The sequence below is a fragment of the Paraflavitalea sp. CAU 1676 genome, from assembly GCF_029223285.1.
GTDB lineage: Bacteria > Bacteroidota > Bacteroidia > Chitinophagales > Chitinophagaceae > Paraflavitalea.
Genome location: NZ_JARHUJ010000005.1, coordinates 478,106 through 490,904 on the forward strand (window position 1 = coordinate 478,106; position 12,799 = coordinate 490,904).

The 12,799-nt window shown below is 52.4% G+C and carries 10 protein-coding genes; 9 read left to right on the forward strand and 1 reads right to left on the reverse strand.

From position 1 onward, the window contains the following. Positions 1–58: 58 nt before the first annotated feature. The 9 genes from P2H89_RS18400 (at position 59) to P2H89_RS18440 (ending at position 11,013) form a co-directional block, all read left to right on the forward strand. Positions 59–1,096, forward strand: coding sequence for a hypothetical protein (locus tag P2H89_RS18400; RefSeq protein WP_275829509.1), 1,038 nt, complete (start codon positions 59–61; stop codon positions 1,094–1,096). 127 nt (positions 1,097–1,223) lie between these two features. Next, entirely contained in the window at positions 1,224–1,667 is a 444-nt protein-coding gene (locus tag P2H89_RS18405; protein ID WP_275829511.1) for a MaoC/PaaZ C-terminal domain-containing protein, read from the forward strand. 5 nt (positions 1,668–1,672) lie between these two features. Further along, positions 1,673–2,839, forward strand: coding sequence for an extracellular solute-binding protein (locus P2H89_RS18410; RefSeq protein WP_275829513.1), 1,167 nt, complete (start codon positions 1,673–1,675; stop codon positions 2,837–2,839). Next, positions 2,836–3,984, forward strand: coding sequence for a CaiB/BaiF CoA-transferase family protein (locus P2H89_RS18415; protein ID WP_275829515.1), 1,149 nt, complete (start codon positions 2,836–2,838; stop codon positions 3,982–3,984). Before P2H89_RS18410 ends, P2H89_RS18415 begins: the two co-directional genes overlap by 4 nt. Before the next feature lie 3 nt (positions 3,985–3,987). Continuing rightward, on the forward strand, positions 3,988–5,157 hold the full coding sequence (locus P2H89_RS18420) for a CaiB/BaiF CoA-transferase family protein (RefSeq protein ID WP_275829517.1): 1,170 nt from the start codon (positions 3,988–3,990) through the stop codon (positions 5,155–5,157). 20 nt (positions 5,158–5,177) lie between these two features. Then, positions 5,178–6,032, forward strand: a complete 855-nt coding sequence (locus P2H89_RS18425; protein WP_275829519.1) for an amidohydrolase family protein — start codon at positions 5,178–5,180, stop codon at positions 6,030–6,032. 23 nt (positions 6,033–6,055) lie between these two features. Next, a complete protein-coding gene (locus tag P2H89_RS18430; RefSeq protein WP_275829521.1) occupies positions 6,056–7,195 on the forward strand; it encodes an L-rhamnose/proton symporter RhaT in 1,140 nt (379 codons plus the stop codon). Between the two features lie 15 nt (positions 7,196–7,210). Next, on the forward strand, positions 7,211–8,254 hold the full coding sequence (locus P2H89_RS18435) for a Gfo/Idh/MocA family oxidoreductase (protein WP_275829523.1): 1,044 nt from the start codon (positions 7,211–7,213) through the stop codon (positions 8,252–8,254). Between the two features lie 11 nt (positions 8,255–8,265). After that, positions 8,266–11,013, forward strand: coding sequence for a hypothetical protein (locus tag P2H89_RS18440; RefSeq protein WP_275829525.1), 2,748 nt, complete (start codon positions 8,266–8,268; stop codon positions 11,011–11,013). A 770-nt stretch (positions 11,014–11,783) separates the two neighbouring features. Here the strand turns inward: P2H89_RS18440 and P2H89_RS18445 are convergent. After that, positions 11,784–12,653: a DUF4349 domain-containing protein gene (locus tag P2H89_RS18445; protein ID WP_275829527.1), complete on the reverse strand. Its 870-nt coding sequence runs from the start codon at positions 12,651–12,653 to the stop codon at positions 11,784–11,786. Positions 12,654–12,799: the final 146 nt, after the last annotated feature.

Genomic DNA, 12,799 nt, shown 5'->3' on the forward strand with positions numbered 1-12,799 from the left:
CGTAACGGCCGGGGGTAGACCCTGGGCCAGCTCATTTCGACACCCCAAACCGAACGTTATGCGCCTGCACCTCCCTGCTGTTACTGCTGCCTTGTTTTTAGGCACCTGTTTTACTTCCATAGCTCAACGGACCAGCGAAGATTTCAACATCACCCTGCCCGAGCAGAAGGTGGCTCATAGCCGGTATAATTCATTCCGTTTAGTAGATGGCAGGGCCGACAGTAGCGATATGGGTATCGTGCAGCTGGGTGCTTTTAACCGGAAGGCCTTTGTGCGGCCGGTAACGCCCATCGCCGCTCAGATGCAGCATGTATTTCGTGAGCTCATCGATACGTCTGCCGCAAATGGCGAACTGGTTTTGCTGCTGCGCAGCCTGAGCTTTGCCGAGGTAACGAAGGCCATGAGTGAAAAGGGGTATTGTTATTTCAGGGCCGATCTGTTTGCTCAATCACCGGCAGGCTACCGGGCTATCGACCGCATCGATACCGTGATCCTAGTGAGTTCTATGGACGTTACCCGCGCCATGTTCAGAAGGGGCAGTAAAACGATCGGTGATTTTTTAGCGCAGAACCTGGTCAAGGAACCTACCGACCAGCAGGACTACAGTTTAGCCGATATTATTGCCTACGACAGCGTGCAAAAGCGCAAGCTGCCCGTGTACAATACGGCTACTTACCGTGAAGGTGTATACAGGTCATTCGAGGCCTTCGTGCAGCAGCAACCCGAGGTTACGAATGCTACAGTCGCTTTGGGCAAGAACGGTATTCCCGAAAAAGTAAGTATCCCCGATTCTGCGGCCGGCAAGCCGGTGAAAGTAAAGTCTAAAGACCTATACGCCCTGGTATATGAGGGCAAGCCTTATATCGCCACCGACTACGGTTACTATCCTCTTGAAAAGAAGAACGATGACTTCCTTTTTACCGGCAAGGCCAAAGTCAATGCGGCGTCTGGCGATGTGATGATGGCCAGCTTTTTCTTCGGCATCATCGGCGGCCTGCTCGCTTCTTCGCCCCATGATGCGGTGTTCGATATGAAGATCGATCACCTGAGCGGCGGCTTCGTGCGCCTGAAGCAGGTTCCGCAGTCCACCAACTGATCTTTGTTGCCCCTTCATACCTCTCTGTCTTTTTACTTGCTATGACCTGCTCATAGTAAAATATTCCATCATTTCAGTAAGACCTGACATTGGTAGCCCATCCCGCTGCTACTAACTTCATTGTATTATGTTCCTGAAAAAATACTTTGAAGCGTTTGATATTGGCGAGTTGCGTACGACGATGGGCCGAACGATCACGGAGACGGACATTGTTTTGCATGCAGGACAATCGGGCGATTTCTTTCCGCACCATATGGATGAGGAATGGTGTAAGACCCAGCCTTTCAAAAAGCGCATCGCGCATGGTACGCTGATCTTTACCGTTGCGGTGGGGCTTACGGCCCATGTGATCAATGAGGTATCAATGACCTATGGTTACGAGCGCCTGCGATTTACGCGGCCTGTTTTCATTGGCGATACCATCTCGGTAAAGGTGACCATCAGCAACAAGGCCGATCATAAGAAACCGCAATATGGACTTGTGACTGAATTGGTAGAGGTCTTCAATCAATACCAGGAACTGGTGATGGTATGCGAACATTTATTACTCGTGGAAAAACAAGCTCAATAGCTGTTATGGCAAATATTACGCTTAAAGGCATTACCTGGTCGCACAGCAGGGGCATCACCCCGTTGCTGGCGGCCTCTCAACGATTCCATGAATTGTTTCCCCATACGGAGATCGTTTGGGAGAAGAGAAGCTTACAGCACTTCGCAGATTATCCGCTGGAGAAGCTGACGGGACTGTACGACCTGCTGATCATCGATCACCCGTGGGTGGGCTGTGCAGCGGCCACTGAATGTGTGCTGCCTCTCGACCAGCATCTTTCCAAAACCTATCTCGACGAGCAGGCCCGCAACTGTGTTGGCCTCTCGCATGTAAGCTATTATTACAAGGGTCACCAATGGGCGCTGGCCATCGATGCGGCTACACCGGTGGCGAGCTACCGCCAGGACCTGCTGCATGCGAATGATACCCCTGTGCCGCAAAGCTGGCAGGAGGTGATTGCACTGGCGGCGAAAGGGAAGGTGGCGGTGCCTGCCATACCCATCGACCTGCTGATGAACTTCTATACTTTTTGTATTGCCTGCGGGCAGGAGCCTTTTCAACAGCCCGATGAAGTGATCGACAAAGCTACGGGGCTGCAGGCCCTTGCGGTGATGCGGCAGTTGTATGCCAATATCGATCCGCTGTTCTTTACCTGTAACCCTATTGCGGTGGCAGAGCGCATGAGCCGTACCAATGACTATTGGTATTGTCCTTTTGCGTATGGTTATTCAAACTACGCGCGCTCGGGTTATGGGCAGCACCTGTTGCATTATGCAGATGTGGTGAATTTCGGGCTGGGGCAAAAGCTGCAAACGACCCTGGGTGGCACAGGTCTCGCGATTTCGGCTTCCAGTGTGCATCATGAAGCGGCTTTGCGTTTTGCGGAGTTGCTGGCTTCCCCGACCTGGCAGGCGGGCATCTACGCGCAAAATGGCGGACAGCCGGGGCACCTGAATGCCTGGGTGAACGATGAGGCCAACCGTATTACACACCGTTATTTTCAGCATACGCTGCCGGCGTTGCAGCGGGCCTATATGCGTCCGCGTTATCATGGCTATCTCTATTTTCAGGACCATGCCGGCGATCCGCTGCACCAGTATTTGCGCGATGGTGGCAACCCGGCGAGTGTGCTGGAGGCGATGAATAAATTGTACAGGCAGAGCCTGGCTAAAAAAGAAACTTTGGCTCTATGAAACCTTTACCACTTGATGGCTTGATCGTGCTGGAGTTCAGTCAATACCTTTCGGGGCCTTCGGCCGGTTTGCGCCTGGCCGACCTCGGCGCTCGCGTGATCAAGATCGAGCGGCCGGGCGTAGGGGATGCAGGTCGCAAGTTATCGATCAAAAACCTGTGGGCCGATGAGAGCTCGATGCTGTTCCATACCATCAACCGCAATAAGGAAAGTTTTACGGCCGACCTGCGTAATTCGGAAGAACTGGAGCTGGTGAAAAAGCTGATCCGTAAGGCCGATGTGGTGACACATAATTTCAGGCCCGGGGTAATGAAGCGTGCGGGCCTCGACTATGCTGCCGTGCAACAGATCAATCCGCGCATCGTGTATGGGGAGATCTCCGGTTATGGAAAGGTAGGCCCCTGGAAAGATAAGCCGGGGCAGGACCTGCTGGTGCAGTCGCTGGCCGGGTTGATGTATACTACGGGCAACGATGATAACGATCCGGTACCCTTTGGCTTATCGATCGCCGATAGTTTGTGCGGCGCTCAATTGGTGCAAGGCATTCTTGCCGGGTTGATCAGGCGACACAAAACGGGGAAGGGCGCGCTGATAGAAGTGAGCCTGCTGGAATCGTTGCTGGACTTTCAATTCGAATTACTGACTACGTATCATAATGGCGGGCAACTGCCGAGGCGGAGCAGTGTCAACAACGGTCACCCGTTGCTGAGCGCACCCTATGGCTTGTATGCGACGGCCAATGGCTTTATTGCGATCGCTATGAGCGATCTGGCTACACTGGCCACGGCTTTACACTGCATTGAACTATCGAACTATACAGCGGCGCATGCTTTTGTGAACCGCGATGAGATCAAGCGGATCATTTCGGCCCATGTGGTGCATCATAGTTCGCAGGTGTGGCTGGCGAAGCTGCACGAACATCATTTGTGGGCCATGGAAGTGCTGGACTGGAAGAAGCTGACGGGCCACACGGGTTACCAGCATTTGCGGATGGAACAAACGATCCATGCGTCGAACCGGAAAGAGATCGTTACCACGCGTTGCCCCATCCGTATCAATGGAAAGATATTGACCTCGGGCAAAGCAGCTCCCGGTTTGGGGGCGCACAACGAGGACATCATCCAAAACTTACTCAACGAAAACTGAGCCATGCAATTATTGCAGGATATCATAGTACTTGATTTCAGTCAGTTCCTGTCGGGGCCATCGGCGGCTTTACGCCTGGCAGATATGGGCGCGCAGGTGATCAAGATCGAGAAACCGGAAACCGGCGATATCTGCCGGTACCTATATGTATCGGACGTGATGATCGAAGGTGAGTCGACGATCTTCCATGCGATCAACCGCAACAAACAAAGTTATGCGGCGGACCTGAAGCAGCCGGAAGACCTGGAGAAGATCAAGAGGCTGATCGCAAAGGCGGATGTGATGATGCACAATTTCAGGCCCGGGGTGATGGAGCGTATCGGGCTGGATTATGAAACGGTGAAGCGTATCAATCCCTCGATCGTTTACGCTGAAGTGAGTGGATATGGTACAGAAGGGCCGTGGAATCATTTGCCCGGACAGGACTTGCTGTTGCAGGCGGTTTCGGGACTTACCTGGCTGAGCAATAACGATAAGGAAGCGCCTACCCCGATGGGGGTGGCGGTGGTAGATATTTTTGCCGGCACGCATATCGCGCAGGGCATTCTGGCCTGTTTGTATCGCCGCACCATCAGTGGCGAGGGCGCGCTGGTACAGGTGAGTATGCTGGAAAGCATTCTTGATTTCCAATTTGAGGTGTTGACAGCGTATTTCAATGATGGTGGTCAGCTACCGGTGCGTAGTGCGGTGAATGCGGCGCATGCTTATATCGCTGCCCCGTACGGCGTTTACAAAACCGCCAACGGTTATTTGTCGCTGGCGATGGGCAATATCCTTACGCTGGCGAGCCTGCTGGGTTGTAAGCCGCTGGAGCAATTTGCCCAACCGGCCGACTGGTTCAGCAAGCGGGATGAGATCAAGTCGATCCTGGCGTCGCACCTGGTGAGCGAACCAACGGAACATTGGCTCGGCATCCTGGAGCCGGCCGACATCTGGTGTGCGCGGGTGCTGAACTATGAAGAGTTACTGAATGAAGAAGGATACAAGGTGCTCAATATGGAGATGGTGGTGAAAACGAGCAATGGTTTGAGCATTACTACAACGCGGTGTCCCATCCGTGTAGATGGTCATCTACTGGTTTCCAAAACCGGTGCTCCCGTACTGGGCGAGCACAATGCCGTGATCGAACGCCAGTTTGGTTTGGTTGCCCTCGATAGTGCTGTACGTTTGTAAGCTTTGCTTTATATTGCCATATGAATGTCATCGATACACATATTCATATCTGGGATCTTTCGAAGGTCCGCTATTCCTGGCTGGAAGGCAATACCTCTATTCTGAACCGCAATTATTTACTGGGTGAACTGGAGCCTGCGCGGCTGGTGGCTGGTGTTACCGGCGGCGTGCTGGTGCAGGCGGCCAACAATACGGAGGAGACCGATTATATGCTGCGGGTGGCTGCGGCACATCCCTGGCTAAAGGGGGTGGTGGGCTGGTTGCCACTGACGGATCCAGTACTTACTGAACGATTACTAAAGGAACAATATGGACTTAATCCCTTGTTCAAGGGTGTGCGTCACCTTATTCATGATGAGGCGGATGTGCGCTGGCTGTTGCAGCCGACGGTGATCGAGAGTCTTGGTATTCTGGCGCGTCATGGTATTAGCTATGACGTGGTGGGTGTTAAGCCTGAACATATCGAAACCGCGCAAGCGGTAGCGGAGAGAGTGCCAACGCTTTCGATGATCTTCGATCATTGCTGTCAGCCCCCTATTGCCAGTGGCGAACGTTTTGGCCTCTGGGGGGAATTGATGAAGGCAGCGGCGGCGCATTTGCCATTTCATGTGAAAGTATCCGGATTGGGTATTACTGCACAGAAAGGGGCGGATTGGACGGCCGATGATATTGCGCCGTATGTGGAATTTGTGCTGGAGCATTTTGGCGTGAGCAGGGTTTGCTGTGGCGGTGACTGGCCGGTGTGTTTGCTGGCTGGCAGCTATGCGGATGCCTGGCGCAATTATAAGGAGGTTTTAACCTCGCTGCTGGATCGATCTTCGCTGGAAAAAGTATTTTACACCAACGCATTATCCTACTACCGATTGCAACCTTAGTGCGATCATAAATCCCGTAAACCATGGAAGTATTGGCCGGTGTGCTGTTTCATTCTGTAGGCGCTTCTAGCGCGGCGCTTTGTTATACGCCGCAGAAGAAGGTGCTGGGCTGGTCGTGGCAAACCTACTGGCTGGCGCAGGCTTCGGTGTGCTGGCTGTTGTTGCCGGTGATCGTTGCGTGGCTCACCATCCCGCAACTGGGGACGGTATTGCGGGAGGCGCCGGCGGATGTGTTGTGGAAGACCTTTGCGCTTGGGATGGCATATGGCGTAGGCGGTACAGCTTTTGGCATGGCGATCCGCTATGTTGGGTTCTCGCTTACCTATGCTATTTCTGTTGGTATTTCGTGTGTGCTGGGAACGCTGATTCCGCCGTTGGTGCGGGGCGAACTCAGTGCGGTGTTTGATAAAACGGGGGCAGGCTGGGTGATGACGGGTATTGCGCTGGGCGCTTTGGGCATTGCTATATGCGGTGTTGCGGGAAGGAGTAAAGAGAAGGACCTTGCGCAGGCGCATGTTGCGGGCGGCGGTTTCTCCTTGAGCAAAGGGTTGCCTTTGTGTTTGCTGGCAGGCATTCTTTCTGCCGTGTATGGCTTTTCGCTGGACCAGGGTAAACCGATTGCCGATATTGCTGCGCGTTATGGTGCGGGCAATTTTCAGGGCAATGTGATCTATATCTTTTCGAATGCAGGAGCATTTGTTACAACGTTGTTGTATTGTTTATATCTCCATAACAAGGAGAAGACCTTGGGTGAATATACCGGTGGAGGTGTTCTAGCGGGCGCTGGCCATGATGCCAGTGCGAGCGGGGATAGAAAACCTGTAAGTGCTTCGGTGGGAGCCGCGCGGGCAACTGTTGGCGTAAGTGGTGTGCTGGGCATGAACTTTGCGATGGCGGCACTGACGGGCCTGTTGTGGTATGGCCAATTCTTCTTTTATGGATTGGGACATTTGCGCATGGGCAGTTATAAATTCAGCAGCTGGGCTATTCACATGATCATGCTGGTATTGTTGAGTTCCATTGCAGGCATTTTGCTGAAGGAGTGGAGCAGTAGCAGCAAGGCGACCAGGCTAAAGCTGGGGACTGCGCTCTTTGTATTGACTGTTGCGGTGATCGTGCTCACGGTGGGTAATTACCTGGGTGATGATGCGGTTTCGCACTAAAAGATCTGCATATTAATGAGTTCTCCTTTTATTTATATTATCGGGGCGGGTGGTATTGTTAATGACGCGCATTTGCCGGCTTATCAGCTGGCGGGTTACCCGGTTGCGGGCATTTATGATATCGACGTGGCGAAGGCGCAAGCTACTGCGGATCGATTTGGCATTCCCGCGGTGTTTGATACCCTTGGCGGCCTGGTGGCTGCGGCGGGGAGTAGCGGTATCTATGATATTGCGGTGCCGGCCGATCATCTTACGAAGTTGTTGACGGTGTTGCCGGCCGGCTCGTTGGTGCTGATGCAGAAGCCGATGGGGATGGATTATGCGCAGGCGAAAGAGATAGTGGCACTGGCAAGATCAAAACAACTGGTGGCGGCTGTCAACTTTCAACTGCGGTATGCTCCCTTTATCGAGGTGGCGCGTGCGCTGATCGATGCCGGTACGATCGGTGAGTTGTGTGATATTGAAGTGAATGTAAATGTGCATACGCCCTGGAACCTCTGGCCATTTCTTTTTTCTTCTCCCCGCGTAGAAATTCTCTATCATAGTATTCATTACATCGACCTGATACGCCAGTTGGCCGGTAATCCTGTGGGTGTGTTTGCCAAAACGGTGAAGCATCCTTTGATGCAGGAGCTGGCTTCGGTGCGCAGCAGTATCGTGCTGGATTATGGCGATTGGCTGCGTGCCAATATTCTTACCAATCATTGTCATGTATATGGCTTGCAGCACCAACATTCGTTCATTAAGCTGGAAGGCACGAAGGGAGCTATCCGTATTCACCTGGGTGTGTTGATGGATTATCCCCACGGGCAAGCAGACAGGCTGGAGTATGTGGTGTTGCAGGAAGGTGTTGAACCAGTGTGGCAGTCTGTTGCTTTGGAAGGGAACTGGTTTCCTCATGCTTTCATGGGCTGCATGCGCCAACTGATGGAGGTGGCTGCGGGCAAGCGTGAGCGCCCGGATAATTCCGTAGAAGATGCTATCGATACCATGGCCTGCGTGGAGGCTGCCTATCGCTCGGATGGCAAACAATCTATTTTATTGGCTGATATTCTCTAATCGATCGACTTATGATGCGTTGGATGTGCAGGTATTTCCTGATCTTATCAGGCGTAGTGATGGCGGCTCCGGTGTGGGCGCAGAAGAAGCCTTTTGCTGTGGTGGTGCGCCATGATGCCGTGGCGCGTATTGCCTATGGCACGGAACAGATCAGCAAGGCTTTGCAGGAAACGGGTTACCAGGTGGTGATCGCGAAGAAAGCCAGTTATGGTGGTCGCACGCCGCAGATACTGGCGGGTACGCTCAAGGAAGCCGCGGTATTGGCGTACGTGAAGCAGTTTGGGGTAGATACGGCAAAGCTGGGCAAGGAGGGCTTTGTGATCAGGCGGCGATCGAATGTGATCCTCATTGCGGGAGCTGATGCTTCGGGGGCTTTGTATGGTTGCCTGGAGCTGGCTGAGCAGGTGCGGCGCGCGAAAGCGTTGCCCGATGCCATCGATCTGCGTGATCGTCCGCAGATGGTTTTGCGGGGCACCTGCATTGGTGTACAGAAGCCTTATTACCTGCCGGGTCGTACGGTATACGAGTACCCTTATACGCCCGAAACATTCCCCTGGTTCTATGATAAGAAATTGTGGTTGCAATATCTCGATACGCTGGTAGCCAACCGGTACAATTCGCTGTACCTGTGGAATGGTCATCCTTTTGCTTCTTTGGTGAAGCTGAAGGATTATCCTTATGCAGTGGAAGTGGATGAGGCTACTTTTAAAAAGAATGAAGAGATGTACCGCTTCCTTACGCAGGAGGCCGATAAGCGCGGCATCTGGGTGATCCAGATGTTTTACAATATCATCGTGTCCAAACCTTTTGCGGAACATCATGGCATCAAGACGCAGGACCGGGAGCGACCCATCACCCCACTCATTGCCGATTATACGCGCAAGTCGATCGCTGCTTTTGTAGAGAAGTATCCGAACGTTGGCTTGCTTGTTTGTCTGGGCGAAGCGATGGAAGGGGTGGGCAAAGATGATGTTGAGTGGTTTACCAAGACTATTATTCCCGGTGTACGGGATGGGCTGAAAGCCTTGGGCAGAACGGATGAGCCGCCGATCGTGTTAAGGGCGCATGATACGGATGCGCCGGCGGTGATGAAGGAGGCCTTGCCTTTGTACAAGAACTTATATACTGAGGCGAAGTTCAACGGTGAAGCGTTGACGACCTATACGCCACGCGGCCCCTGGGCGGAGTTGCATCGTACCCTGAGCCGTATTGGTACGGTGCAGATCGAGAATGTACATATCCTCGCCAACCTCGAACCTTTCCGGTATGGGTCGGCGGATTTTATACAAAAGTCGGTGCAGGCGATGCACTCGACGTATGAAGCAAATGGTTTGCATTTGTATCCGCAGGCTTCTTACTGGGACTGGCCATATGCGGCGGATAGCACGTCGCATGGTTTGCTGTTGCAGGTGGAGCGTGATTGGATCTGGTACCGCGAGTGGGCGCGCTATGCGTGGGATGCTCAGCGTGAGCGTGGTGGTGAGGTGGATTACTGGGCGGGCCAGTTGGCGGAACGCTATGGTTGCAGTGTGGAGCAGGGGAAGCAGCTATTGAAAGCCTACGAGGAGTCGGGCGAGATTGCGCCGAAATTGTTGCGCCGATTTGGGATTACGGATGGTAACCGGCAAACGCTGACGCTGGGTATGACGATGCCGCAGCTGGTGAACCCAAAACGGTTTGGGCTCTTTGAGTTGTTGTATAATTCGGAAGGTCCGGAGGGAGAGATGCTGATCGAATATGCCGAGAAAGACTGGAAGGGGTTGCCGCATATTGGTGAAACACCGCTGACGGTGATCAGTGAGGTGCGGGCGCATGGCCAACTGGCGGTGGACGCCATTGAAGCGGCCGGGGAAGGTGTTACGCGCAACCAGGAAGAATTTATCCGGCTGAAGAATGATATGCTGATCTACCAGGCTTTGGCCAATCACTATGCTTATAAAGCATTGGCGGCCATGAAGGCGCTGCGGTATAAATACAGTGGTGATCTCAATGACCTGAAGCAGGTGGTGAGTCCGCTGGAGGCGAGTGTTTCGTGGTACAGGAAACTCACCGATCTTACCAAAAGCACTTACCGATATGCGAACAGTATGCAAACGCAACAACGCAAAATTCCTTTCAGAGGGGTGAATGCAACTTATAAGAACTGGTGGGAGGTTTTGCCGGAGTTTGAAAAGGAATTGGTGCAACTGAACAGGCGCATCGATTCGCTGGGGACTGCTGTGAATGCCGTAAGGGTGGCTGACCCGGTGCTGGCTGCGGCGTTGGTGGATGTGCGGGGTGTTGTGGTGGGGCGCTATGCGGCGGTGCCCGGTGCACGCACGTTTGGCGATAGTTTGTTTACGCTCAAGCGCGTGATTCCTGAGCTGGCGCAACTGGAGGGGATCCAAACCAACTGGGCACAGCAGGTGCGGGAGGGGACTACGGTTTCGTTCACTACGGAGAAGCCGGTGAAATTACTGGTGGGATTCTTTGCCGGCAAAAAGCCGGGGTTGCTGCCTGCGCCGGAACTGGAGACAAATGCGGCGGCCAATGATTATGGGCAGGCAGAGGTGAAGGTGGCGAATGGTGTGTTTATCGAGGGGCTGCCGGCGATCAACATCCATACTTACTCTTTTAAACCGGGTAAGAATGTGTTGCAGCTGGCGAAGGGCGCGTGCCTGTTGCTGGGATTTGCGGCAGAGGAGGCGCCGCTGCGGGTGTATGATGCGGGCCTGCAGGATAAAAGCAGCAGGCAGGAAGTTGATTGGATCTTCGAATAATTAACCGTCTGTATATTGATTGTTAAGTAGTTTATGATGGCTGATCTGCCTTTTGGGGTGATCGGCCATTTTTATGTGCTAAGTTTTTCTGTACGCTTGTGGCACCGATCGGTTTTTTTGATATATTTATCGTGTATCGGGTTTTAAACTAACTGTCACATGAGAGAATGCCTTGGATCTTCCAATGTATTGTCATTACTGCACCTATGCGCTACTTTCTGTACTGCTGATGCTTTACCATTCATAAGACGGTTATTTTTTGCATTCGAGATAAGATTCCTGACTAACAGGGTTTCTGCGGCCGGGCCTGCGTGTCTGGTTCTGCCGCGCATTTGTGTTGCTCAACCGGGTTCCGGTTGTTGAAGAATGTTTTTCTCTTCTCTGTTAGTTTTAAGTGCAGGGCTGCCCTTTTGGGCGGCCCTCAGTTTTTTAGGGTGGGGTGGGGGAGCGGGGCATAAAGTGGATCGCCATATGGCGCTTCGGGTGGACCTGGAGGCGCTTTAGTTGGGGCTGGGCGGTCTTTGTTTTGTGCGATTCTGATCAAGTCCGCTATGGGGCTGGGTTTGCCAGTTTAATTCGGAGAATTTCCGCATTGGGCCTGCTTTTGAGGGCAGTTGCTTCACGGTTCCTTTTGAGTTCCCTCGCGGTTCGTATTGAGTTCCTGTTGAGATGACCACGACTTACCCGGGGAGTACCCGGGAATTGAACGGGGAGTGAATAGACGGGGGCCAGGGAGGTGGCGGGAGGTGGGCAGGGGGAGAGCCCCCTGATCATTTGTTCAATACTTTCATCACATTGAGTTTATCGAGAATGAGCAGCAGGAATAATACAGTGAGCGCTGCCCCAAACAAACAAACCATCAATACGGCGTAATAATCGATGGTCCATTCGAGGGCTACTTTTAACCGTTGGATAAATGGTACGCCTTTGTGCGTGGCGCCTTCGTAGAGCGAAAACTTCACCGTGCAAAACTCATTTTCCGTATCAAAATTACCCAGTTCTACCCCCAGTGCCTGCAGCTGGGTTTCTATTTCCAGGATCTTATCGTGCAGGGCCACAAAATCACTGATCACGCCGCCTTTGGCTTTGAGTTCATTTAAGGAGGCGAGCGTTTTCTCCAGCGATGCCTTTTTGGCATTCAACTGCCGGTATTCATTTGTTTTATCAACCTTGGTTACTTCTTTTGCTTTAACATCGCCGATGTGCTGGATCTTCACATAGAAACTGTCGAACTTATCAGGGCTGATCCCGATCAGCAAGTGAATTTCCCGATTGCCTTTATTGCCCGTATTCTTTTCATATTGAACAACTCCTCCAAATTTGCTGGTCTCGCTATTGATCTGTTTTACACCTTCCTCAAACTGAGCGCTCTTCGATTTTATCGAGGCCGTTTTCTCGTATTTCTGGGAGGATGCGTTTTGGGCATCTGCGGGAACGTCGTTTTTTAAGTATTGCTTTTCACTGGCATAGTTTTTCCGCAGGTTCGCTACCCCGTCAAAATAGTCGGAAGAATAATCGCCACCCTGCGACAGGCTGCTGGTAATGTATCCATAGGCAAGCCTGAAAATGAGCATGGCAAAAAACAATACGACAAACCATTTGCCGTAGTTCCAGAAGCGTCCTTTGAAGATATTTTTCACGGTGTGGGTGGGGGTTATAGGTAGGCAAATCTACCTCTTTTGTTTTTCCGTATTCTAACTGTATCGTTAAAACAGATAGTAGTGAAAAAAGATATGTTTTATTTATGGAATATGGGTGGGTTTTGCATCCTATTAAGATAGGGATG